This is a genomic window from Zoogloea sp. GW822-FHT05C07, assembly GCF_058800215.1.
In genome coordinates, this window is record NZ_CM179510.1 from 2,387,823 (window position 1) to 2,411,291 (window position 23,469).

25 protein-coding genes are annotated in these 23,469 nt (G+C 69.1%); 22 read left to right on the forward strand and 3 right to left on the reverse strand.

Features of this window, described 5'->3' with window-relative positions; genetic code table 11:
* Positions 1 to 23: 23 nt before the first annotated feature.
* The 9 genes from AC3QL2_RS11255 to AC3QL2_RS11295 all read left to right on the forward strand — a co-directional run bounded on the left by AC3QL2_RS11255 (position 24) and on the right by AC3QL2_RS11295 (position 6,924).
* Entirely contained in the window at positions 24 to 794 is a 771-nt protein-coding gene (locus AC3QL2_RS11255; protein WP_493234532.1) for an adenosylcobinamide-GDP ribazoletransferase, read from the forward strand.
* The gene (cobC, locus tag AC3QL2_RS11260; protein WP_493234472.1) at positions 779 to 1,330 is read left to right on the forward strand and encodes an alpha-ribazole phosphatase family protein; all 552 of its coding nucleotides are present in this window, start codon (positions 779 to 781) and stop codon (positions 1,328 to 1,330) included. The genes AC3QL2_RS11255 and cobC overlap by 16 nt, the downstream gene beginning before the upstream one ends.
* Before the next feature lie 55 nt (positions 1,331 to 1,385).
* Positions 1,386 to 1,907: a GNAT family N-acetyltransferase gene (locus AC3QL2_RS11265; RefSeq protein WP_493234473.1), complete on the forward strand. Its 522-nt coding sequence runs from the start codon at positions 1,386 to 1,388 to the stop codon at positions 1,905 to 1,907.
* Positions 1,908 to 1,968: 61 nt separating this feature from the next.
* On the forward strand, positions 1,969 to 2,811 hold the full coding sequence (locus AC3QL2_RS11270; protein ID WP_493234474.1) for an alpha/beta fold hydrolase: 843 nt from the start codon (positions 1,969 to 1,971) through the stop codon (positions 2,809 to 2,811).
* A gap of 120 nt (positions 2,812 to 2,931) precedes the next feature.
* Positions 2,932 to 3,402, forward strand: coding sequence for a hypothetical protein (locus AC3QL2_RS11275; protein ID WP_493234475.1), 471 nt, complete (start codon positions 2,932 to 2,934; stop codon positions 3,400 to 3,402).
* A 67-nt stretch (positions 3,403 to 3,469) separates the two neighbouring features.
* Positions 3,470 to 4,099: a paraquat-inducible protein A gene (locus tag AC3QL2_RS11280; protein ID WP_493234476.1), complete on the forward strand. Its 630-nt coding sequence runs from the start codon at positions 3,470 to 3,472 to the stop codon at positions 4,097 to 4,099.
* On the forward strand, positions 4,096 to 4,740 hold the full coding sequence (locus tag AC3QL2_RS11285) for a paraquat-inducible protein A (RefSeq protein ID WP_493234477.1): 645 nt from the start codon (positions 4,096 to 4,098) through the stop codon (positions 4,738 to 4,740). The genes AC3QL2_RS11280 and AC3QL2_RS11285 overlap by 4 nt, the downstream gene beginning before the upstream one ends.
* Positions 4,733 to 6,370 (forward strand): PqiB family protein, encoded by a 1,638-nt coding sequence (locus AC3QL2_RS11290; protein ID WP_493234478.1) that lies wholly within the window; start codon positions 4,733 to 4,735, stop codon positions 6,368 to 6,370. Before AC3QL2_RS11285 ends, AC3QL2_RS11290 begins: the two co-directional genes overlap by 8 nt.
* Entirely contained in the window at positions 6,367 to 6,924 is a 558-nt protein-coding gene (locus tag AC3QL2_RS11295) for a PqiC family protein (protein ID WP_493234479.1), read from the forward strand. Before AC3QL2_RS11290 ends, AC3QL2_RS11295 begins: the two co-directional genes overlap by 4 nt.
* 61 nt (positions 6,925 to 6,985) lie before the next feature.
* Here AC3QL2_RS11295 and AC3QL2_RS11300 read toward each other — a convergent pair whose 3' ends face one another.
* Positions 6,986 to 7,615, reverse strand: a complete 630-nt coding sequence (locus AC3QL2_RS11300) for a Clp protease ClpP (RefSeq protein ID WP_493234480.1) — start codon at positions 7,613 to 7,615, stop codon at positions 6,986 to 6,988.
* Positions 7,616 to 7,804: 189 nt separating this feature from the next.
* On the opposite strand from AC3QL2_RS11300, the gene rfaE1 reads away from it, so the two are divergent.
* The 13 genes from rfaE1 (at position 7,805) to AC3QL2_RS11365 (ending at position 21,388) form a co-directional block, all read left to right on the forward strand.
* On the forward strand, positions 7,805 to 9,136 hold the full coding sequence (gene rfaE1 / locus AC3QL2_RS11305) for a D-glycero-beta-D-manno-heptose-7-phosphate kinase (protein ID WP_493234481.1): 1,332 nt from the start codon (positions 7,805 to 7,807) through the stop codon (positions 9,134 to 9,136).
* A gap of 15 nt (positions 9,137 to 9,151) precedes the next feature.
* Complete coding sequence (locus tag AC3QL2_RS11310; RefSeq protein ID WP_493234482.1) at positions 9,152 to 9,808, forward strand: protein-tyrosine phosphatase family protein; 657 nt, start codon at positions 9,152 to 9,154, stop codon at positions 9,806 to 9,808.
* A gap of 129 nt (positions 9,809 to 9,937) precedes the next feature.
* Entirely contained in the window at positions 9,938 to 11,086 is a 1,149-nt protein-coding gene (locus AC3QL2_RS11315; RefSeq protein WP_493234483.1) for a glycosyltransferase family 9 protein, read from the forward strand.
* Between the two features lie 121 nt (positions 11,087 to 11,207).
* The gene (msbA, locus tag AC3QL2_RS11320) at positions 11,208 to 12,953 is read left to right on the forward strand and encodes a lipid A export permease/ATP-binding protein MsbA (protein ID WP_493234484.1); all 1,746 of its coding nucleotides are present in this window, start codon (positions 11,208 to 11,210) and stop codon (positions 12,951 to 12,953) included.
* 4 nt (positions 12,954 to 12,957) lie between these two features.
* Entirely contained in the window at positions 12,958 to 13,989 is a 1,032-nt protein-coding gene (locus tag AC3QL2_RS11325; protein ID WP_493234485.1) for a polysialyltransferase family glycosyltransferase, read from the forward strand.
* Positions 13,986 to 15,227, forward strand: a complete 1,242-nt coding sequence (locus tag AC3QL2_RS11330) for an O-antigen ligase family protein (RefSeq protein WP_493234486.1) — start codon at positions 13,986 to 13,988, stop codon at positions 15,225 to 15,227. The genes AC3QL2_RS11325 and AC3QL2_RS11330 overlap by 4 nt, the downstream gene beginning before the upstream one ends.
* Entirely contained in the window at positions 15,224 to 15,940 is a 717-nt protein-coding gene (locus AC3QL2_RS11335; RefSeq protein WP_493234487.1) for a glycosyltransferase family 25 protein, read from the forward strand. The genes AC3QL2_RS11330 and AC3QL2_RS11335 overlap by 4 nt, the downstream gene beginning before the upstream one ends.
* A 5-nt stretch (positions 15,941 to 15,945) precedes the next feature.
* On the forward strand, positions 15,946 to 16,623 hold the full coding sequence (locus tag AC3QL2_RS11340) for a hypothetical protein (RefSeq protein ID WP_493234488.1): 678 nt from the start codon (positions 15,946 to 15,948) through the stop codon (positions 16,621 to 16,623).
* Between the two features lie 80 nt (positions 16,624 to 16,703).
* Positions 16,704 to 17,456, forward strand: a complete 753-nt coding sequence (locus AC3QL2_RS11345) for a polysaccharide deacetylase family protein (RefSeq protein WP_493234489.1) — start codon at positions 16,704 to 16,706, stop codon at positions 17,454 to 17,456.
* Positions 17,453 to 18,508 (forward strand): lipopolysaccharide heptosyltransferase II, encoded by a 1,056-nt coding sequence (gene waaF, locus AC3QL2_RS11350; RefSeq protein ID WP_493234490.1) that lies wholly within the window; start codon positions 17,453 to 17,455, stop codon positions 18,506 to 18,508. The genes AC3QL2_RS11345 and waaF overlap by 4 nt, the downstream gene beginning before the upstream one ends.
* Positions 18,505 to 19,587 (forward strand): glycosyltransferase, encoded by a 1,083-nt coding sequence (locus AC3QL2_RS11355; RefSeq protein WP_493234491.1) that lies wholly within the window; start codon positions 18,505 to 18,507, stop codon positions 19,585 to 19,587. The genes waaF and AC3QL2_RS11355 overlap by 4 nt, the downstream gene beginning before the upstream one ends.
* Positions 19,584 to 20,651, forward strand: a complete 1,068-nt coding sequence (locus AC3QL2_RS11360; RefSeq protein ID WP_493234492.1) for a glycosyltransferase — start codon at positions 19,584 to 19,586, stop codon at positions 20,649 to 20,651. Before AC3QL2_RS11355 ends, AC3QL2_RS11360 begins: the two co-directional genes overlap by 4 nt.
* Positions 20,648 to 21,388, forward strand: coding sequence for a polysaccharide deacetylase family protein (locus tag AC3QL2_RS11365; protein ID WP_493234493.1), 741 nt, complete (start codon positions 20,648 to 20,650; stop codon positions 21,386 to 21,388). Before AC3QL2_RS11360 ends, AC3QL2_RS11365 begins: the two co-directional genes overlap by 4 nt.
* 14 nt (positions 21,389 to 21,402) lie before the next feature.
* Here AC3QL2_RS11365 and AC3QL2_RS11370 read toward each other — a convergent pair whose 3' ends face one another.
* Both AC3QL2_RS11370 and AC3QL2_RS11375 read right to left on the reverse strand, forming a co-directional pair.
* The gene (locus AC3QL2_RS11370) at positions 21,403 to 22,419 is read right to left on the reverse strand and encodes a transporter (RefSeq protein WP_493234494.1); all 1,017 of its coding nucleotides are present in this window, start codon (positions 22,417 to 22,419) and stop codon (positions 21,403 to 21,405) included.
* 45 nt (positions 22,420 to 22,464) lie between these two features.
* A complete protein-coding gene (locus tag AC3QL2_RS11375) occupies positions 22,465 to 23,394 on the reverse strand; it encodes a glycosyltransferase family 9 protein (RefSeq protein WP_493234495.1) in 930 nt (309 codons plus the stop codon).
* Positions 23,395 to 23,469 lie beyond the last annotated feature (75 nt).

Consider the following 23,469-nt stretch of genomic DNA (forward strand, 5'->3'; position numbering starts at 1 on the left):
CGCCAGTCCGCCGCATCGTCATGATCCGCGCCCAGCTCGAGCTGATCTTCATCGCCATCGCGTTCTTCAGCCGCCTGCCGGTGCCGGGCTGGGTGGACTTCGCGCCGGACAAGCTGGGCCGCGCGGCGCGCTATCTGCCGCTGGTCGGCTGGCTGATCGGCCTGATCGGCGCGGCGACCTACTGGCTGGCGGCGCAGCTGCTGCCGGTGGATCTGGCGGTGGTGCTGGCGATGGCGGCGACCGTCCGCGCCACCGGTGCCTTCCACGAGGACGGCTGGGCCGACACCTGCGACGGCCTCGGTGGCGGGTGGACCAAGGACCAGGCGCTGGCGATCATGAAGGACTCGCGGATCGGCAGCTACGGCGCCATCGGCCTGGTGCTGCTGTTGCTCGCCAAATACCTGGCCCTCGCCGATCTGGGCGCCGATGACGACTACCCGGTGATCGCCGCGCTGCTGGTGGCTCATCCCTTGTCGCGCCTTGCCGCGGTGAGCGTAATGGCGGTGCTCGACTACGCGCGCAGCGACGACAGCGCCAAGTCGGCGCCAGTGGCGCGCCGCCCGAGCGCCACCGAGCTGGGCATCGCCACGCTGGCCGGCATCGTGCCGCTGTTGCTGTTGACGCCGCTGGAGGCGCTGGCCGCGCTGCTCGTCGCCGCAGTGGTGGCGGTGGCCGCGGCGCGCAAGTTTGCCCGCCGGCTCGGCGGTTATACCGGTGATTGTTTGGGCGCCACCCAGCAGCTCGCCGAAATCGCCATCTACCTGGGGATGCTCGCCGCGTGGAGCTTTACCTGATCCGCCATCCCCGGCCCGCCGTGGCGCCGGGGATCTGCTATGGCCAGACCGACCTGGGGCTGGCCGAGTCCGCCGCCGATGTGGCGGCGCGCCTGCGTCCGCTGCTGCCGGCCGACTTCGCGCTGTACGCCAGCCCGCTGGCCCGCGCTCGCCTGCTGGCTGAAGCCTTCGGTACGCCGCGGCTCGAACCGCGTTTGAAGGAGATCCACTTCGGCGAGTGGGAAGGGCGCAGCTACGACGACATCGGCCGCGCCGCACTCGACGCGTGGGCTGACGCACCGCTGGATTTCGCGCCGCCGGGCGGCGAGTCGCCGCGCCAGATGGCGGCCCGCGTCCACGATTTTCTCGCTGAGTTGCAGGCCGCACCGCCGCCCGCCGCGGTGGTGGTCGCCCATGGTGGCCCGCTGCGCGCGCTGGCCGGCCACCTGCTCAAGCTGCCGCCGGAACACTGGCTCGGCCTGGATTTCGCGTGCGGCGAGGTGACCCGCCTGGACCTCCACGACTGGGGCACGCTGCTGCGCTGGTTCAACCGCTGAGCAGACGGCGGGCTGGGGCACAATCGGGGCTGTGTCCACAGCCCGTGTTCCACCGATGCAATTCATTGCCTGCACCCTCGCCGAGCACGGCGACGCGATCCTGGCCATCTTCAACGAGGCCATCGCCACTTCTACCGCCCTCTACGACTACCAGCCGCGCAGCCGCGACAGCATGACGTCCTGGTTCGCCGCCAAGACAGCCGGCAACTACCCGGTGATCGGCGCGGTGGACGAGGCCGGCACGCTGCTGGGCTTTGCCAGCTACGGCCCTTTCCGCGCCTTTCCGGCTTACAAGTACACCGTCGAGCATTCGGTCTATGTGCACCGCGAACAGCGCGGCCAGGGCCTCGGGCGGGCCCTGCTGGAGCGTCTGGTGGAGGCGGCCACGGCGCAGGACTACCACCTGCTGGTGGGCGTCATCGACATGGCCAACGCTGGCAGCATCGCGCTGCACGAACAGCTCGGTTTCGCCCATGCGGGCACGCTGCCGGAAGTCGGTTTCAAGTTCGGTCGCTGGCTCGACGTGGGCTTCTACCAGCGCCGCCTGGAAACCCCGCTGCAGCCGGTGGACGGGTGATCATTCATCATATTTGTCCGCTACACTCCGGCATCCACCGAATTCTGCCGGGCCCATGGACATGGACCACTTCCTTGCCGACGACGGCGAAAAGCTGCACCTGAAGACCTCCGGCGATGGCCCGCCGCTGCTGTTGCTGCATGGCTGGACGTCCACCCATCGGGACTGGAACCCCTTCATCGAAGCCTTCGAGGCCCGCTTCCGCGTGTATCGCTGGGACGCCCGCGGCCACGGCGGGCACGGGCTGCGGACCGATACCGTGCCGACCGTCGCGCGCATGGCACGCGACCTGCAGAACCTGCTCGACCACTACCGCCTCGACCAGGTGGTGGCGGTCGGCCACTCGATGGGCGCGCTGACCCTGTGGCAATACCTGCGCGATTTCGGTGCCGCCCGCCTGTCGCGGCTGGTCTTCATCGACCAGTCGCCGCGTCTCGTCACCGACGACGACTGGAAGAGCGGCATCTACGGGGATTTCGACGCTGGCCGCAACGCGGCCTTCATCGGCGAACTGCAGCGGGACTTCGCCGAGGCGGTGCTGCGCCTGGCGGCCGACGGCCACAACGAGCGGGCCCGTACCAAGTACGCCGAGAACGGCAACGGCATCCAGACCGCCCGCCAGCGCCTGCAGGCCCTCGAGCCCGGGCCGCTGATCGAGTGCTGGCGCAGCCTGACCGCTGCCGACTACCGGGACGTGCTGCAGGCCATTCCGGTGCCAGCGCTGCTGGTCTATGGCGGGGCGAGCAACTTCTACTCCACGGGTACCGCGCGTTTCGTGCAGCAGCGTATCCCGGACGCGCTGCTGCACATCTACGAGGGCGTCGATCACGCGCCCCATCTGTGGGAGCGGGAGCGTTTCGTGCGCGACGTGCTGGATTTCGTCGCCGCTCAATCTGCAGGCTAAGCTGAAGGGAAGTCGACAGCTGGCCGGCGTTAAACTAGCCGTCGAATGCTGCTGTCGTCATGCAATCGGGACTGTCATTGGGCAACGCGGTGCGGCGGGGTCCCGAAGAAGAAAGGGGGGATGATGATGATCGGAGTGGATGGGGCCGACGTACGGCGCGTGCTGTTGGCCATCGGGGTGCTGATCGTGGCGGGCTTGTGGATCGCTGAAGAGGCCGGCTGGATCAGTGTGGGCGAGCTGGGTGCCTATCAGGAGGAGGATCTGCCGCCGCCGACTGCCGAGGCGATGGGCCTGGTCGCGCAGGGCGCCATCGTCGGTAACGGGGTGACGGCCGGGGTGGCCATTCTGTCTGACAACGGGCGGCCGCCGGAGATGGTTTCCGAAGGCCAGGCCTACCACGAGGACCTGCGTGTCGAGCGAGTGCTCGCCGACCGGGTGATCCTGCGCCAGCGGGACAGTAACGCGCCCATTGTGCTGGCGGTGGTCCCGCAGTCTGCACCGGCTCCAGCCGTCCCGTCCCGTCCGGGCGATGCGGCGGCCGGTCCGGCACAGGCCCCGGGGAGTATCAAGGCCGCGACTCCGGTGCGCTGAGCGGCCCCGATCTTGCAGGGGCTGGCCGTGCACCGCACAATGGATAGCCATTGTCCGTGGCCCGCCCATGCCCGCCGATTCACCGAACCTGCCCGCGCCGCTGGTCGCCTGCCATGAGTGCGACCTGCTGCAGCACGACGTGCCCATCGCCCCCGGCGAGACGGCCCGCTGCGTGCGCTGCGGCGCCGAGTTGGCGCGCAACCCGCCGGACAGCCTGGACCGTACGCTGGCCTACACGCTGACGGCGGCTATCCTGTATGTGCTGGCCAATGCCTTTCCGTTGATCGGCCTTGAGCTGCAGGGGCGCTACGCCGAGGTGACGCTGTTCGCCGCGGTGCGCAACCTGTGGCACATCGGCATGCAGCCGGTGTCGGCGCTGGTCTTCGTCACCGCGCAGCTGTTCCCGCTGCTCGAAATGCTGATGATCCTGCTGGTCCTGGTGCCGCTGCGCCTCGGCCGCCGCTCGCCGCGCTTGGTTACCTTCTTCCGCCTGGTGCTGTCGGTGCGGCCGTGGGGCATGATGGAAGTCTTCGTGCTCGGCATGCTGGTGTCGCTGGTCAAGCTGGCCCACTCGGGCTCGGTGATCCTCGGCACGGCCTTCTGGGCCACCGCGGCGCTGATCCTGATCCTCACGCTGGCCGGGCGGGCTTTCGACCGCCGCGTGTTGTGGCGGATGAGCCATCCTGAGGGCGCATGAAACCCGCACTCACCGCCCGCCAGGCCGGCCTGTTGAGCTGCCACGTGTGCGGCCAGCTGGCGCAGGCGCCGCCGGACGCGAACCAGCGGTCGCGCTGCCCGCGCTGCGCGGCGCCGCTGCACCAGCGCAAGCCGGCCAGCATCAACACGACCTGGGCGCTGCTCGTCGCCGCGGCGCTGCTCTATCTGCCCGCCAACCTGCTGCCGATCATGGTCACTTCGTCGCCGGTCAACCACCAGGTCGACACCATCATGAGCGGGGTGATCTTCCTGTGGCGGGACGGCCAGTGGCCGCTGGCGCTGGTGGTTTTCTTCGCCAGCGTGGTGGTGCCGCTGCTGAAGATCCTGGCGCTGGGGTACCTCACCGCGTCCGTGCAAATGCGTTCCCGTCACCGCGTGATGCAGCGTGCCCGCCTGTACCGCGTGGTCGAATTCGTCGGGCGCTGGTCGATGCTGGACATCTATGTCATCACGCTGCTGGTGGCGCTGGTACAGTTCCGGGGTTTGGCCACCGTCGATGCCGGCCCGGCCGCGGTGGCCTTCGGCGCGGTGATCGTGCTGACGATGTTTGCCGCGCTGACATTCGATCCGCGCCTGATCTGGGACCCCCTCACCGATTCTGAAACCGCCGACCATGACTGACCCGCTGCCGCCCTCCCTGCCGACCGCCGTCGTGGAGAGTCCGCGCCGTTTCCGCGTTCCGCTGGTATGGATCATCCCGCTGGTGGCGGCGCTGATCGGCCTGTTCCTGGCGGTGCGCGGCTACTACGAGCAGGGGCCGGTGATCACCATCCAGTTCGACACCGGTACCGGCCTGGAGCCCGGCAAGACGCGCATCAAGTACCGCGACGTGGATGTCGGTCAGATTACCGCGGTGGCCCTCGCCGAGGACGGCAGCCATGTGATCGCCACCGCCCAGCTGGCCCGCCAGGCGTCTCGCCTGCTGGTGGACGACACGCGTTTCTGGGTGGTCAGTGCGCGGGTTTCCGGCGGCTCCATCTCGGGTCTCGACACGCTGCTGGCGGGTGCCCACGTGGGCATGGACGTGGGCAAGTCGGCCGAGCCGCGGCGCGAGTTCGTCGCGCTGCCGGAGGCGCCGGTGGTCAGTTTCGACGTGCCCGGCCGCAGCTTCAGCCTGGAGGCGGACAGCCTCGGCTCGATCGGTGTCGGCACGCCGGTGTTCTACCGGCGCATCCAGGCCGGTCAGGTCACCGGCTACAAGCTCGACGCGCAGGGCAAGCACCTGGACATCCAGGTCTTCGTGCAGGCGCCCTACGACCGTTTCGTCACCACCAACTCCCGTTTCTGGAATGCCAGCGGCGTGGATGTGAAGCTCAGCGCCGAAGGCGTGCAGGTCAATACTGAATCGGCCACGTCGATCCTCACCGGCGGGCTGGCCTTCCAGACGCCGGAGGGCGACACCGACGAGGCGCCGCCGAAGGGCCACGTGTTCCGCCTGTTCCGCAACCGGGACGAGGCGCTCAAACAGCCCAACGTCAATGCCCATACCTATCTGCTGCGCTTCCATGAATCGGTGCGCGGCCTGTCCGTCGGCGCGGGGGTGGATTTCCGTGGCATCCAGGTCGGCGAGGTGACGGCGATCCATCCGGCCTTCCATGCCCGCGGCGCCGATCTCGAACTGCTCGTCGAAGTGGCGATCTTCCCCAACCGCCTGCAGGCGCGCAACGAGCAGGGCCAGGCGCCGTATGCTGGCAAGGATTTTCGGGACAAGGATTTCCGCGCCTTCATCGACCGCTTGATCGCCAGCGGCATGCGCGCCCAGCTGCGCAACGGCAACCTGGTGACTGGCCAGCTCTACGTGGCGCTGGATTTCTTCCCCGCCGCCGGGCCTGGCCGCGCCGACTGGAGCCACACGCCGCCCCAGCTGCCGACCCAGCGGGGCAGCCTGGAAGAGCTGCAGACCACGCTGCTGCGCGTCGTCGAGCGCATCGACAAGCTGCCGCTGGACGCCATCGGCAAGGACACCCAGAAGGCCATCGCCAGCCTCGGCCGCACCCTCGACGAGGTGGAGGCGCTGGTCAAGCGTCTCGACGGCCTGGCCAACGGCGATGTGCGCGACACCATCATCGAGGCCCGCGGCGCCATCGCCGACACCCGTAAGCTGTTGGGCAGCGACGCGCCGCTGCAGCAGGACCTGCGCGCCAGCCTGCAGGAGCTGTCGCGCGCGGCTCAGGCCCTGCGCCACCTGGCCGACAGCCTCGACCGTCACCCCGAAGCGCTGTTGCGCGGCAAACCCGAGGACAAGCCATGAAACCCGTGCTGGCCAGCCTGGCCCTTCTGCTGGCGGCCTGTGGCACCACGCCGCCGATCCAGTTCTTCAGCCTCGGCCCGCAGGCCGTGGCGGACGGCGCCTCCGCCGTGGCGGGGCCGAGCCTGGTGGTCGGGCCGGTCGGCGTGCCGGCGGCCATCGACCGCTTGCACATGGTGCGCCTGGTGGACGGGGTGCGTGTCGAGGTGGCCGACGGGCACCGCTGGGCCGCCCCGCTGAAGACCGAGATGGCCCGCCGCATCGCCTCCGACATCGCCCGACTGCGCGGCTATGGGCGCGTCGTCGCGTGGCCGCAGGCGGCGCTGGCCGAGCCGGACCTGAGCCTGCCGATCGACGTTCAGCGTTTCGATGCCGAAGGGTTCGAGCGCGTCACGCTGGAGGCGGTGTGGACGCTCAGGAAGGGCGGCAAGGACCTGGCCAGCCGGCGCTTCGTCGGCAGCGAGCCGGTGGCGGCGCCGACCTACGCGGCGCTCGCCGCCGCCCACGGCAGGCTGATCGATGCACTGGCCAGGGACATCGCCGCCGCGCTGCCCTGACGGCCGGCAAGCGCCGGCGTTCGCCGATCGCTGCCGGTGACTGGGCTGGGCGTGCCGCCGATCAGCTCTCGGTCTTCTTGCAGGTGCTCTTGCGCGGCCCGGCCGGCGTGCGCTTGATGCGCCCGAGGCGGCGGCGGATCTCGTCGGAGTCCATCCACAGGTCGCTGCCCTGCAGGATGTGGCTGATGTCGGCGGCGCTCAGGAAAGGCGTGCACAGCCGCGTGGTGACCTTCTCGAACCAGTTGCCGAGGGCATGTACCTCGGCCATCTGCTCGCTGCCCTTGCCGGCGAAACTGCTCGAGTAGGTGTGGAACATCAGCTGGCAGTTGTCGTGGACGATCAGCTCGTCGCCGGACAGGAAGATGAAGGCCGCCATCGAGTAGGCCCGCGCTTCCAGTACGGTGATCACGTGGGCTTCCGAGGCGAGCATGTTGTTGACGATCTGCAGGCCGGTGTTGAAGTCGCCGCCGGGCGAGTTGATGTGCAGGTAGATCAGGTCGGTCTCGGCGGCGGTGCGCAGCGTGTAGAACAGTTCGGTGTAGAACTGCGGTTCGTGGATCTCGCCGCACAGGTAGTAGGACACCTGGTGGATCGGCGCCTGCCGCTCATAGCGGATCAGCCCGCCGAAAGGCTCGAGTTCTTCTTCCGGTGGTGCTGCGGCGTGGTTGCGGCTCGGTGTGGCGTGCAGCATGGCCTCGTCCTCCGTGTGGGAAGCACATGGGGGCAGTATGCGATTGCGGCTGGCCGGCGACAACCGCCGGGGCGTCGCGGGGCGGTCCCGGTGAGCAAAATGGCCAGCGGCCGTCCGGCATCAGGTCCTTGATGCGATAATTCCGCCTTTACGTCTTTCCGGTGTCCGCCTGGCGGACACCGCCCGTGTATGCACTTCTCCCTGCCGGATTTTTCTGCCTGTCGCGTGCTCGTCTGCGGCGACGTGATGCTCGACCGCTATTGGCATGGTGCAACCGCCCGTATTTCGCCGGAAGCGCCGGTGCCGGTGGTGCAGGTGCGCAATGACGAGGCGCGGGCCGGCGGGGCCGGCAACGTGGCCCTCAACGCGGCATCGCTGGGGGCACAGGCGCGGGTCGTCGGCCTGATCGGCGACGACGAGGCAGGCCGGCTGCTGGAGAGCGGGCTCGTCGAGCGCGGTGTCGACTGCGCCTTCGAACGCGTGGGCGATGCGCCGACGATCACCAAGCTGCGCGTGATCTCCCGCCATCAGCAACTGATCCGCCTGGATTTCGAGGAGCGCTTCGACGACCGCCAGGCCGCACTGGTCGGTGTCGCGCTGGCCGCCCATCTGGAGCAGGCTGACGTGCTGGTGTTGTCCGATTACGCCAAGGGCACGCTGTCCGACGTGGCGGCGCTGATCGCCGCGGCGCGGGCGCGGGGCATCCCGGTGGTGGTGGACCCGAAGGGCACCGACTTCTCGCGCTACCGTGGCGCCACCATCGTCAAGCCCAACCTGGCGGAATTCGAGGCGGTGGTCGGCCCCTGTCCGGACGAGGCCACGCTGATCGCCCGTGGCGAAGCCCTGCGCGACGAGCTGGGCCTCGAAGCGCTGCTGGTGACCCGTGGCGAGCAGGGGGTGACGCTGCTGCAGAAGGGGCAGCCGGCCCATCATCAGCCCACGCGGGCCCAGGAGGTGTTCGATGTGACCGGTGCCGGCGACACCGTGTCGGCGGCGCTGGGTTGCGGCATCGCCGCCGGTCTCGATCTGCGTGCTGCCACGGCGCTGGCCAATCTGGCCGCCGGCGTGGTGGTCGGCAAGTTGGGCACGGCCACCGCCAGCATCGATGAACTCTACGAAGCGATGAATGCCCACGCGCCGCTGGCCCGTGGCGTGCTGGCCGCCGATGGCGTGCTGGTGACCTGTCAGCGCGCCCGGGCGGCGGGCGAGCGGATTGCCGTCGTGCTGGGCCCGGTGGGGGTTCCCAGCGCGGACACGCTGGCCCGGCTGGAAAGCGCCGGCGAGGACGTGGACCGTCTGCTCGTGGTGGAACCGGCTGGCGCTGCCGCCGGCGCTGCGGCGGTGCTGGCGGCGCTGCGGCCGGTGGACTGGGTCGTGCGGGCCGACGAGGCGACCCGTGACAGCCTGCTGGTCGCGCTGCGGCCCGACATGCTGTTCGCGCGCCAGGCGACCCTCGCCACGCTGGAAGGCGACGTCTGCGCGGCGGCGGCCGACGTGCGTTCCCTGGCCCTGCCGGACTGAGGCCCGGCCATGGTGATGGACATTTCTTCGCGCTCCGGGCGCGTGCGTGCCTGGTTCGACATGCACCTGGTGGACCACGGGATGATCCGTGCCGTCTACAACAATTTCTACCATCTCGGCGGCGGCATGTACCGCTGCAGCCAGCCCAGCCCGGCACAGCTCGCCAAGTACCAGCAGAAATACGGCATCCGCAGCGTCGTGAACCTGCGCGGGCCCCACGGCTACGGCTCTTACGCACTGGAGAAGGAAGCCTGCGACAAGCTCGGCCTGGCGCTCCACGACGTCAAGCTGTACTCCCGCACCGCGCCGGAGGTGGAAGAGGTGCATGCGATGGACGAACTCTTCAAGAGCATGGAATTCCCGGCGCTGCTGCACTGCAAGTCGGGGGCCGACCGGGCCGGGCTGGGTTCGGCGCTGTACCGCATCCTGCACCTGGGGCATCGGGTCGAGGACGCACTGGCTGAGCTCAACTGGCGCTACGGCCACTTCAAGGGCGCCAAGACCGGCATCCTGGATTTCTTCCTGGCCAGCTACGTGGCCCGCAATGCGCGCAGCCCGATCGGCTTCCTGGAGTGGGTGGATACCGAGTACGACCGCGACGCACTGGAGGCCAGTTTCCATGAAGAGGGCTGGTCCAGCCTCCTCGTGGACAAGGTACTGCACCGGGAATAGACTCGCCGCCACCTTGGCGAGGGGGGGCAGAACATTTGATTACAGATTGCTGGCCAATCCAGATGATTGCCCTACAGCGCTTTGCATCGACCCGTGGGATGCTGGTCAGGCTTCCGAAAGGACCGGCGGGTGAAACTGCTGCCGGCGTCGCCGGACGGCCGGGTAAAGGCACGGACGGCATCCCATCAACCTGCATCGCGATTGCTGGCCGTGGTTGCCGGCGCGCAGGTGCTGCAGCAGGAATCTCCTAGAGACATGGAATTACAGGCGCGTGGGGCGGATCCGAAAACCGCGGTACTGATCCGCCACGTTGGCATTGGTGACTTGGTCTGGCATCTGCCCTATATCCGGGCGGTCGCGGCGACGAGCCGGAACGGCAAGGTTTCGGTCATTGCGGCGCCGTCCACCCGGGCGAAGGACATTCTCGCTGCCGAGGACTGTATCGACGATGTGATCCTCTACGACCGCAACCCTCGCCGCAGCGAGGGGCGCAAGGGGCACCACCGGGGATTTGCGGGCATGCGGCGCTTCGCGCGGGAACTCCAGGTTTACCAGTTCGAGCGGATCTTCCTGTTCTCCCGTCGCTATCACCATGCCATCCTCGCCTGGCTGACCAAGATCCCGGTACGTATCGGTTTCGGCACCAATCTGCGCCAGCGCCTGTTCCTCAACCAGCCACCCTTCATCTCCAAGTACGAGGGCGACGGCGTCGGCATCTACGAGGAAGCCACCGCGCTGATGATGGCCCACGGCATCGTGCCGGCGGCCGTCGTGCCGCGCATGAAGGTGTCGGCGGTGGAGCTCGCCTTCGGGCAGGAACTCGTCGCCGCCCTGCCACGGCCGACCGTCTGCTTCGCCATTGGTACCTCCGAAAAGCACAAGCACTGGGGCGACGAACGCTACGGTGCGCTGGCGGCAGAACTCATCGCACAGGGCTACGGCGTCGTTCTGCTTGGCGGGCCCGGTGAGGAGGAGAGCGCCCGTCGTATCGTCGCCGGCGTTCCGGAAGCGCAGCGGGCGGCAATCCATCCGTTTACCCGCGGCACCATCATGCAGACCGCCGGCATCCTGTCTGCGGCGGACGGCTGCATCGGCAACGACACGGGGGTGCTCAACATGGCGGCGGCCACCGGCAAGCCGGCCATCTGCCTGCTCGGCAAGCGGCCCCTGCTGCTGCACGACCCGGCGATCCGCTGTCTGAATCACGTGCCCCTGGACCAGCTCGACGTGAAGGACGCCCTGGCGGCAGTGACGTCCGGCATATCACCGGGCCGCTGATTGTGATGACATGCGTGGCCAGCGGGGCTGGGCACACATCTGATGACAAAAACGAGTTTGACCTTGTGTTGCGCACTGCGCACTCTTCGGCCCATGCGCTGGGTTCCGGGCCACTGAACGAATGAAAGACTCCATCCAGCTCTACCGCCGCCTGCTCGGTTCGATCCGCCCGTATTCGAAGGTGGTCGCCCTGTCCATCCTGGCGATGATCGCCGCCGCGTCCCTCGAGCCCGTGCTGCCGGGCCTGCTCAAGCCGCTGGTGGACGAGAGCCTGATCAAGAAGAGCCAGGTTGCCCAGTGGCAGGTGCCGCTGTTCCTGATGCTGGCCTTCCTCGGCAAGGGCGTGGCTGAATATGTGGCCAGCGTGTCCAGCCAGTGGATCGCCAACCAGGCCATCACCGACCTGCGCCAGCAGGTCTTCCGCCACCAGATGCACCTGCCGATTCCCGTGCACCAGGCCGAAACCGGCGGGCGCATGCTGTCGCGCATCCTCTATGACATCCCGCAGGTCGGCGCCGCGCTGTCCAACGCGTGGATCATCATCGTCCGCGATACGCTGATCATCATCGGCCTGACGGGCTACCTGATCTACACCGCCTGGGAGCTGACCCTGGTGATCGTCGCCATTGCGCCGATCGTCGCCTGGCTGATCCGCGTGGCCAGCCGCAAGCTGCGTGGTTCCAACCAGGAGATGCAGGAGACCACCGGGCGCATGACCGGTATGGTCGAGGAGACCCTCGGCGGCGTGCGCGAGATCAAGCTGTTCGGTACCCACGACCACGAGGACCGGCGCTTCGCCGAGGTGTCCGACAAGCTGCGCAAGCAGACCATGCGCACCGTGCGGGTGTCGTCCGCCAACGTGCCGCTGGTGCAGGTGCTGGCCGCGGCGGCGGTGGCCACGGTGATCTGGACCGCGTCGTCCCTGTCGGCCCAGGACAAGCTGAGCCCCGGCGAATTCGTGTCCTTCGTCACCGCGATGTCGATGCTCTTCGAGCCGATCCGCCGCCTGACCAACATCAATGCGACGATCCAGCGCGGCCTGGCCGGCGCCCAGAGTCTGTTCGAGTTGCTCGACACGCCGCCCGAGGTGGATAGCGCCACCGGCACGCTGCCGCGGGCCACCGGCGAACTGCGCTTCGACGACGTGAGCTTCGCCTACCCGGGCCAGACCGAGGCGGCGCTGCGGCACTTCAGCCTGGACGTGCATCCGGGTCAGACGGTGGCCCTGGTCGGCGCCTCTGGCAGCGGCAAGACTACGCTGATCAACCTGATCGCCCGTTTCTACGAGCCCGGTTCCGGCCGCGTGCTGCTCGACGGCACACCTCTCGACAGCCTGCCGCTGGCCCACCTGCGTGCCCAACTCGGCTGGGTGGGGCAGCAGGTCGTGCTGTTCGACGACAGCGTTGCCGCCAACATCGCCTACGGCCGTCCCGACGTGCCGGAGGCCGCCATCGTCGCTGCGGCCCGGGCGGCCCACGCGATGGAATTCATCGACAAGCTGCCGGACGGCCTCGCCACCCGCGTCGGCGCCAACGGCAGCCAGCTGTCCGGTGGCCAGCGTCAGCGCATCGCGATCGCCCGCGCCTTCCTGCGCGATGCGCCGATCCTGCTGCTCGACGAAGCCACCTCGGCCCTCGACAACGAATCTGAGCGGGCGGTGAAGGACGCGCTGGTCGAGCTGCGCCGCAACCGCACGGTGATCGTCATCGCCCACCGCCTGTCCACCATCCGCGACGCCGACCGTATCGTCGTGATGGAGCGCGGGCGCATCGTTGAAGCCGGCACCCATGACGAACTGGTGGCCCGCGGCGAGGCCTATGCCCGCCTGCTGGCCAGCGGCGAGCAGGTGACGGCGGACGCCGCCTGACGCCATGACGAGCCGGGTCGCCCTTTACTTCGTCGCGTCGCCGCTGCAATACCTGGCGGCGCGGCGCATCGCCGAGACCCACGAGGCCGGCGCGCGTCAGGTGCTGGTCTGGTACAAGCCGGGCATGGCGCCCGTGGTGCGGGCCGCCGAGTGGGACGCATCGAGCTACATGCCGTGGCCGCGCCGCGAGCCGCTGCCCGGCCCCTTCGGCCGTCTGCGCCGCCTGCGCGCCAACATCCGGCTGGTGGCCGGGCTGGTCGGCCGCTGCGACAGCCTGCACATCCACAGCGCGGTGTTCGACACCGAGGCGATCAACTACTTCCTGCGCGCGCTGCCCCGGCTGTGCGGTTGCGCCGACATGAAGGCGCGCATCCTGCCGGACGGCATCATCAGCGTCCGCCGCTATCCGCTCACCGGTTTCCGCCGCCTGTCCCAGCAAGCCCGCAAGCTGCGCCGCCTGGTGGCGCCGGAGCTGGATTACTGGTGTTTCTGTGGGGACCGCATCGGTTCCGATGCCGGGTTCTGTGACCGCATCTACGTGCTTCCGGGCCTGCCCAATGAGTATCCCCCGGCCAAGACAGTAGTGCTGCCGCCCCTCGTCGCGCCGGCCGCCGATGGGGCGCGGGCGGGAGAAGGGCCGCGCCGCGCGCTGGTGATCGGTCAGCCGCTGGTCGGTGCCGGCCTGATGAAGCCCGCCGACCGGGACGCGGTGAGCGCCGAGATCCATGCCTGGCTGGCCGCCGAAGGTATCCGGCAGATCTTCTACAAGGGGCATCCGAAGGACCCGGCGCTGGAACTCAACTGCACCGATTACTCCGTCGTGACCCTCGACGAGCCCCTCGAAATGCACCTCGCCCGCAATACCTACGATGCGGTGCTGGGCGTGCGCTCCACGGCGCTGCTGTTCGCGCGCCAGGCCAGCCCCGCCGAAACCCGCGTAATCGCCTTCGGCTGGGACCGGGTCCGCTTCAAATCCGACGCCGAACGGCGCGACATGCAGGCCGCCTTTGCGGTGTGCGGGGTCGAGCTGCGATGACGGCAGCGCCGCTGGCGGCCCTGCGTTCCCGAATTCCGCGCATCAACGAAGCGCTGTTTGCCGCCAGCTTCTTCTTCCTGCCCGGCCATGTGGCGCCGGTATATACCCTGAGCGCGGTGATGCTGCTGCTGTCCGTGCTGGAAGGGCGTTTCCGCGAGAAATGGGCGCTGCTGCGCGGCGACAGCCTGTTCTGGATTTTCCAGGCCTTCTTCTGGCTGTTTCCGCTGGCCCTGTTGTGGACCGAGGACATGGCCGAGGGGCGGCGCATGGTCGGGCGCTACGCCTTCTTCCTGCTGTCCCCGCTGTACCTGACGATCGCGCGCCGCGAGCTGCTGCCGCGCTGCATTGCCGCCTTCCTGGCCGGCTGCCTGCTGGCCGAGGGGCTGGCCTACTACAACTGGCTGCAGATGCACGTCTTCCCGGCCTGGCCGGCCGGGCTGCGGGTTGCCAAGGAGCCGGGGGACACGGCGCCCTTCGTCGATCACATCCTGTACGCACCGATCCTGGCCTGGGCCGCCTACCTGGCCGCGCGGGCCAGCCTGTCGGGGCCGCCGGTGCGGCGCCTGGGTTGCGCACTGCTGACGGTGCTGAGCGCCGGCAATCTGTTGTTTTCCGGCGGCCGGGCCGGGCAGCTGGTGTTCCTGGTGCTGCTGGCGGTGCTGGTCTTCCAGCGCTTTGCGCGGAGGCCGCTGCTGGCCGGCGCGGTGTCCGCCGTGCTGGTGTCGGCGCTGCTGGCCGGCGCCTATGCCGGCAACGACTATTTCCGCAGCCGGATGGACATGGCCGCCCATGAGATTACCCATTACGAGGATTCGGTGAATACCTCGGCCGGCCTGCGCCTGACCTTCCTGATGAATTCGGCCCGCCTGTTTGCCGAACATCCGCTGCTGGGCGTCGGGGCGGGTGACTACACGCGGGACTACGCCGAACTCCACGCGCGTTATTCCCCGGGCTGGCTGACTACCGACAATCCCCACAACCAGTACCTCTTCGTGCTCACCACCACCGGCCTGCTCGGCGGAGCCGTCCTGTTTGCCGTGTACTTTCCGCCGCTGCTGTGGCGCGGCCGGCGTGACAGTGTGGCGCCCTTGCGTACCGCGCTGGTGGCCTTCATCTGCACCAGCTGCCTGTTCGAGGACTACCTGTGGCGCTCCAACACCTCGCTGCTGTTCGTGCTCTTTGCCGTGCTGCTGCTCGGCGCGCGCAGCCGGGACCTGCCATCGCCGGCGCTGCGATGAAGATCTTCGTCCTCAACCTCGAGCGTGCTGCCGACCGCCGCGTGCTGATGCAGCAGCGTCTGGCGGCGCTGGGGCTGGACGCCGAGTTCCTGCCGGCTGTCGATGGCGCCCGCGTCGACCGGCGCATGCTGCCGGCCGGAAGCGAGCCGCGCCTGAGCAATGGCGAACTGGGCTGCTACCTGTCCCACCGGCGCAGCTGGGAGATCGTCGTCGAACGCGGGCTGGCCCATGCGGTCGTGCTCGAGGACGACGTGGTGCTGAGCCCCGAGCTGCCGCGGGTGATCGCCGGGATCGCGGGCCTCGCGCTGCCCTACGACCTGGTCCGCCTGTCCTCCCTCGGTCCGGTGCGTGGCATCCCGGTGGCCGGTCTGGCCGACGGCCGGCGGCTGATCCTGCCCAACAAGAATCCCAGCGGTGCCCAGGGCTACCTCGTCAGCCAGGCCGGCGCCCGGCGCCTGCTGGAGCGGCTGGCGGTGCCGCAGCGGCCGGTGGATGACGAGTTCGATCTCTACTGGAAGCACGACCTGTGCATTCCGGTGGTGTTTCCCTGCGTGGTCGAGGAAGATGGGGGCCTTGCCAGCACCATCGGCGCCCGCATGGACGGCCACCAGCGCAAGACCATCGGCCGCCACCTGGCGCGGGTGATCGAGGCCAAGCGCCGCAAGCTCGCGGTGTTCCTGCTGGCCCGCCGGCTCCGCCAGGCCGCCCACTGACGACGATGACCACCACCACCGACGAAATCCTGCAGGACCGCCCGGATACGCCCTTCCTGGTGTGTGCCTTCTACACCGACACCTACGCGGCCGAGGCCGCCCAGCTGCGCGCATCCCTCGAGCAGACCGGCACGCCGTACTTCCTGAAGCGCTACCCGAGCCGCGGCTACTGGGAGGCCAACACGCGCATCAAGCCGGAGTTCCTGCGCGACTGCCTGCAGCGCTTCGCCGGGCGGGCCATCGTCTATCTGGACGCCGATTCGGTAGTGCGCTCGCCCCTGCGCCTGTTCTTCGATTTCGACGCCGACATGGGTGTTTTCGTGGCGCCGGGCGACGGCAGCTTCTCCCACCGCTACCTGACCGGCACGCTGTACCTGCGTAACGCGCCGCCGGCGCGGGCCTTTGTGGACGACTGGATCGCCGCCCAGGGCGGCATGCTGCTCGGCGTGGACCAGGACAGCTTTACCGCCGCCATCGAGCGCCACCCGGCGCTGCGCATCGGGCCGCTGCCGGAAAGCTATGTGAAGATCTTCGACCGCGGCACGGAAACGCCGGTGGTCGAGCATTTCCAGGCCAGCCGGCGCCACGTCAAGCTGCAGCGCGCCCTCAAGAAAACCCGCAACGCGGCCCTCGGCGCCGCCGTGCTCGCCGCGGCCGCCTGGCTGGCCAGCCGCTGGTTCTAGTTGCGCCGCAACAGGTGCTTACGCCAAGGGGGGCGATCCTCTGGCATCATGCGATCCCGCACGCGTCATTTGCCGATTCGATGAGCCGTATCCACATCCTGATGTATCACCGGGTGGGGCATTTTCCGCAGCGCATGCCCAGTCATCGCGCGCAAATCTGCCACCTGCCGCGCTTCAAGGCGCAGATGGCCATGCTGCGCTACTGCGGCTACTCGGTGGTGAGCCTGGACGATGCGGCGGCGGCCCTGCGCGGCGGGAAATCCCTGCCGTCCAAGCCCGTGGTGTTGACCTTCGACGACGCCTACGTGGACTTCCTCGAACAGGCTGCACCCGTGCTGCAGGCCCACGGCTACCCGGCCACGGTCTACGCGGTGGCCGGCCTGCTCGGCAGAACCTCCGAATGGGTCACGCCGGAAGGCCTGGTGCCCGCCCCGCTGATGAGCGCCGCTCAGCTGCGCGAGATCCACGCGATGGGCTTCACGGTGGGCTCCCACACGGTCAGCCATCCGCGCCTGGCCCAGGCCGATACGCCGCGCATCGTCGAGGAGGTGACGGCCAGCAAGCGCATGCTCGAAGACGTGCTCGGCGCGCCGGTGAAGCATTTCTGCTACCCCTACGGCAGCCACGACATGCGTGCCGTGGAGGCCGCCGCTGACGCCGGCTACGTCACCGGCACGACCTGCCAGCGCGCCGTCGCCACGTCGGCCGACGACCTGCTGACGCTGCCGCGCAAGGCCGTCTCCCAGGGCAACACCGCCTTCGGCGTGCTGTGGAAGCTGCTCACCAAGAACACTGCCAGGCAGGCCGCGATCCGCCGGCCCGCGCGTGCATGAAGCGCATCCTCATCATCCGCAGCTCCGCCATCGGCGACGTGGTGTTCGCCTCCGCGTTGCCGGCGGCGATCCGCCGTACCCATCCGGACGCCCACATCGCCTGGCTGGTCGAGCCGGGCATCCACGAACTGCTGCTCGCCGACCCCAATATCGACGAGGTCATCACCTGGTCGAAGGGCGAGTGGGTCAAACTGTGGAAGGAAGGGCGCCGCCTCGAGCTGTGGCGGCGCGTGCGCCAGCTGCGGCGCGAGCTGCATGCGCGCCGCTTCGACACCGCGCTGGACCTGCAAGGCCTGCTGAAGAGCGGTTTCATCACCTGGCTGTCGGGCGCACCTCGGCGGGTCGGCCTCGGTTCCAAGGAAGGCAGCCAGCTGCTGATGAGCGAGGTGATCCCGCGCGGCGGTGAGCAGGCGCGCATCGGTTCCGAATACCAGTACCTCGCCCAGCAGCTGGGTCTCGACGCCGGCGCCTTCCTGCCGACGCTACACGTCGATGCGGCGGCCGAGGCCTGCGTGCTCGGCAAGCTCGCCGAGCATGGCCTGGCGCCGGGGCGCTACGCGGTGTTCGCGCCGTTTACGACGCGTCCGCAGAAGCACTGGTTCGAGGACGCCTGGCAGGCGCTGGCACCGCAGCTGATCGCCGCCACCGGGTTGATCCCGGTTATCCTTGGCGGTCCGGCGGATGCCGAAGCGGCGGCGCGCATCGCGGCGGCCGACCCGCGCATCGTCAACCTGGCTGGCCGCACGCGCCTGCCGGAAGCGGTGGCCGCCATCGCCCACGCGGCGCTGCTGATCGGCGTGGATACCGGCCTGACCCACATGGGCACCGCGCTGGCCCGTCCGACGGTGGCCATCTTCGGTTCCACTTGCCCCTATCAGGACACCGGCCGCCCCACCGGCAGCGTGATCTGGCTCGGCCTCGAATGTTCGCCGTGCCGGCGTCGGCCGACCTGCGGCGGCAAATTCACCTGTCTGCGCGACATCACGCCGGCCATGGTCCTCGAACAGGCCCAGGCCATGCTGGCCGCTCAGACCCAAGAAGCAAGACCATGAAGATTCTGCACGTGGAAGCGGGCAAGCACCTCTACGGTGGCGCCCGCCAGGTCCAGTACATCGCCGAGGGCCTGGCCGCCCGTGGCATCGAGAGCCTGCTGGCCTGTCCGGCCGGCAGCGACATCGCCCACCGCCATCCGGCCGGCGCGCGTCTGCTGGAGATGAAGATGGGCGGCGATGGCGACGTCGGCCTGGCCTTCCGCCTGGCCAGCGTGATCCGCACCGAGAAGCCCGACCTCGTGCATCTGCACAGCCGCCGCGGCGCCGACACCTGGGGCGCGCTGGCGGCGAAGTTGGCAGGCGTGCCCTGCGTGCTGTCGCGCCGCGTGGACAACCCGGAATCGAGGCTGGCGGTGGCCCTCAAGTACCGCCTCTACGATCACGTGATCACCATTTCCGAAGGCATCCGCGAGGTGCTGCTGTCCGAAGGCCTGGCTCCGCACAAGGTCAGCTGCGTGCGCAGCGCGGTGGACCCGGCGCCCTTCCTGACGTCCGTCGATCCGGAAGCCTTCCGCGCCGAGTTCCGCCTGCCGCAGGACGCGCTGGTGATCGGCGTGGTGGCCCAGATGATTCCGCGCAAGGGCCATCGCTACCTGTTCGCGGCGCTGCCCGAGCTGGTCGAACGCTATCCCGAACTGCAGGTGCTGGTCTTCGGCCAGGGGCCGCTCGAGGCCGAGCTGCGCGCCGACGTGGCGGCCCGTGGCCTCGGCGGCACGGTGCATTTCGCCGGCTTCCGCCACGACCTGGCCCACTGGATTGGCGGCCTCGACCTGCTGGTCCACCCGGCCGAGATGGAAGGCCTCGGCGTGTCGCTGCTGCAGGCCGCTGCCGCCGGCGTGCCGGTCATCACCAGCCGCGCCGGTGGTTTGCCGGAAGCGGTGCAGGACGGGGTGACCGGCATGCTGTGTCCGCCGGGCGACGTGCCGGCGCTGGCCGCCGCCATCGAACGCCTGGTTGCCGATCCCGTCTTGCGCACGCAGTACGGCGAGGCTGGGCGGGCGCGCATCCTGGCCGAGTTTTCCATCGACGGCATGGTCGAGGGCAACCTGGCCATTTATCGCAAGGTGCTCGGCCAGTGAAGATCGTCACCGTCCTGCGCAGCCTCAAGAGCGGCGGTGCCGAGCGCCACGCGCTGCAACTCATGCGCGGCCTGCGCGCGCGCGGCCACGAGGCCTTCTACGCCGGGCCGATGGCCGGCTGGCTCGGCCAGCAGCTGCGTGCCGAGGGCTTCGACGGCATCGACCTGCCGCTGGTCGGCATCTACGACCTGCCGTCCACCGTGCGTCTGGCGCTGTACGCCCGCCGCATCGGCGCCGACCTGATCCACGGCCACCTGACCCGCGGCGCTTGGTACGCCGGCCTGGCCGCCAGGCTGGCGCGCCTGCCCAACGTGGCCACCGCCCATTCGGACAACGCCGGCAAGCACTTCGGCCGCGCCGACCGCATCATCGCGGTGTCTCAGGCGGTGGCGGATTTCCTGGAGCGTACCGGCTACGATCCGGCGCGCATCCGAATGGTCCACCACGGCATTGCCGACCTCGCCGCCGGCCTGCCGGCCGACGTGCGTGCGGTGACGCGGCGCGAGCTCGGCGTGGCCGACGACGAACCCTGCCTGCTGATGGCGGCCCGCATCGTCTCTGCCAAGGGCCACGACACCGCGCTGGCCGCGCTGGCGCGCCTCCGCGAGCGGCGCTGGACGCTGCTGCTGGCCGGCGACCACCACGGCGACCTGGGCCCGCAGGTGCAGGCCCAGGCGCGGGAGCTCGGCCTGGAGGGGCGGGTCCGTTTCCTCGGCCTGCGCGAAGACGTGCCGGCCCTGCTGGCGGCGTCCGACCTGCTGCTGGCGCCGTCGCGCCGGGAAGCCCTGTCGCTGACGCTGCTGGAAGCTTCCGCCTGCAGCCTGCCCATTGTCGCCAGCTACGTGGGCGGCATCGGCGAAGTGGTGGAGGAGGGCGGCAGCGGCCACCTGGTGCCGCCCGACGATCCCGTCACGCTGGCTGCCGCCATCGACGACCTGCTCGGCGATCCGGCCCGGCGCGCCGCTTTTGGCGCCCGTGCGCGACAGATCTTCGAGGGCGGCTTCACGGAGGACGCGATGTTCGAGCGCACGATTGCCGTTTATCGCGAGGCCTGCAAACGATGACGCGGGTGCAGATCCTGATGTACCACCGGGTCGGCGACTTCCCCGGCCGGGTTAAGGCCCATGGCGCGCTGTACTGCCACCTGCCGCGTTTCCGCGCGCAGATGACGCTGTTCAAGCTGCTCGGCCATTCGGTGATCAGCCTCGACGACGCGGTGGCCGGCCTGCGCGGCGAACGGCCGCTGCCGCAACGGCCGCTGGTGCTGACCTTCGACGATGCCTATGTGGATTTCCTGACCCACGCCGCGCCGGTGCTCAAGGAGCACGGCTACCCGGCGACGGTGTATGCGGTGAGCGGACTGATCGGCCAGACCTCCAGCTGGGATGCCGGCAAGGGGCCCGAGCCGGCGCCGCTGATGAATGCCGCCCAGTTGCGCGAGGTGCAGGATCTCGGCTTCACCATCGGCTCCCATTCCCACAGCCACCTGCGCCTCGCCGAGCAGACGACGGAGCGTGTCGTCGATGAGCTGAATGCCAGCAAGGCCGCGCTGCAAGACCTGCTCGGCCGGCGCGTGGACCACTTCTGCTACCCCTACGGCAGCCACGACCTGCGCTGCGTCGAGGCCGCCGCTGCGGCCGGTTACCTCAGCGGCACCACCTGCGAGCGCGCTGCGGCGACGCCGGATGACGATCTGCTGAGCCTGCCGCGCAAGGCCGTGTCCCGCGGCGATGACATCTTCGGCGTGGCCTGGAAGCTGCTCGCCAAGAACACCCCCAAGCACCCGCCGATCCGCCGCTAAAACACTCTGCGCGGCTACTCGTCGTGGCTGCGGAAGGCCCACCAGGCGGCGCCGACGGTGAAGCTGGCGATGATTGCGACGACGATCCAGAAGCCTTCCGGATGGTCGGCCAGCGGAATGCCGCCGACGTTCATGCCGAGCAGGCCGGCAATCATGTTGATCGGCAGCGCCAGCACGGTGACCATCGTCAGCACGAACACGCTGCGGTTGGTTTCCTCGGTGACCCGCGCCGCCACTTCTTCCTGCAGCAGCTTGATGCGTTCCTGCAGCGCGCTCATGTCGGCCAGCACGGCCGAGAATTCTTCGGTCGAATGGCGCAGGTCCTGCAGGTCGTCGGTGGCGATCCAGCGCGGCGGCTGGTTGAGCAGGCGGAACAGGGCACCCGGTTCCGGCGCCAGCAGGCGACGCAGGCGCACCAGCACGCGGCGCAGGGAGCCCAGGCGGGACCGGCTGCGCTGCCCGCGTTCGGCGAGCATGGTGTCTTCCACGTCGTCCACCTGGTCGGTGGCGGTACGCACGATCTGCACCAGCACGTCGGCCTGATCGCGCAGCAGGTGGGTCAGCATGGCCACCGTGGAGTCGAAGGTCTCGCCCTGGCGCACGGCCTCGCGCAGGCGGTCGATGGTGCGCAGCGGCTGCAGGCGGGCGCTGATCACCGTGCGCTCGTCCAGGTACAGCCACAGGGTGGCGAGCTGCGACGGTTCGAAGTCGAATTCGTATAGCACGTCGTTCACTACCGCGATCAGCGCGTCGTGGGCGTACTCGATGCGCGTCGAGCGTGAGCCCTCATGAAGTGCGTCGAAGAAGGCATCCACCTCGCCCAGGTGCTCGCGCAGCCAGCGTTCGGTGGCTGCGTTGGCGAGGTTGAAATGCAGCCACGCGAAGGCTCCGTCAAGGGCGGGCTCGGCGCCACTCAGCCACTGTGCGGCCCGCGTCGTGTCGAGGGCTTCCCCGGCCGAGCCGGGACGGAACAGGAAACCGGAGATCAGCCCCGAGCGGTCGGAGCCATAGGAGGCGTCGTTGGGCAGCACGGTGGGTAGGCAGAAGGACCAGCCGGCGAGCTTACCTGCATCATGTCACGCTACCGTGACAGTGGCCTGTCGGCTGCCTTGCGGATGGGCGGCCAGTTCGGCCATCACCTGGCGGGCGACCTCCCTCCCGTCGAAAAGGCCGGCACGCCGCACCAGAGGTTGGCGCTCGTGCCAGATCAGCGCCAGTCGGCGTTTCATCTCGATGACCCGCAGCGCCGGGCGCAGCGGCAGGCTGCTCCACGGCTTCGGCAGGCCAAGCCCGGCCTGCTCGACGGCAAACTTCCGCTCGTCGCGCCGCATCGAGGGATACACCGCCACCTGGGGTTTGTCTGCGCACAGCAGGGCGAAGACGTGGCTGGGGCCGGTGTCGCCGCCGACGAAGATGTCGGCGGCCAGCATTTCGGCGAGCATCCGCTCGAAGCCGCCGAGGAACTGGGCCGAGGCGGGGTTGAGCAGGACCACCTCGCCGCCGAGCCGGCGCAGTTCGTCGCACAGGGCGTCGGCGTCCTTGCGGCGCCAGCGGCGGGCCATGTTGTAGGCGGCGTCGTCGAGCACGTGGACCAGGATCCGCGGCTGCCGCGTCGATTTCCCGGCGGCGATCGCGCGGGCCTGGGCGAGGACTGCATCCGGTAGCGTTTCGAAACAGCCCGCATCGGGTGTGGCGGCGAAGGCATTCGGGGCCGTGAGCCACAGGTTGCCCAAATGCCATTGAGGCAGGGCGGCAGCGGTGATTTGCGCCTCGTCCCAGTCTACGAAGGTCTCGCCAAAGTAGTGCGGCAGCGGAAAATCCTTCGACAGCACAGGATGGCGGTCGCGCACTGCGAAGCGCTCCCCGCTGCGCCGGTGCCGCTGCTGGGCGAGCCAGGCACAGGCCATGCGGTCGCCGAGACGCATGGTGGTGCAGTCGATGAACGCGGTGACGTTTGCGATATTCAGGGAGAGGGCGTCGTCGTTTTCCCTGTTGTGGATCGACATAAATGAGAGGTTCTGTTCGGGGGCGTGGAAGTTTGAGCCGGGTGCTGTCGTGAAATGCGGAAGGGACTGCTCGAG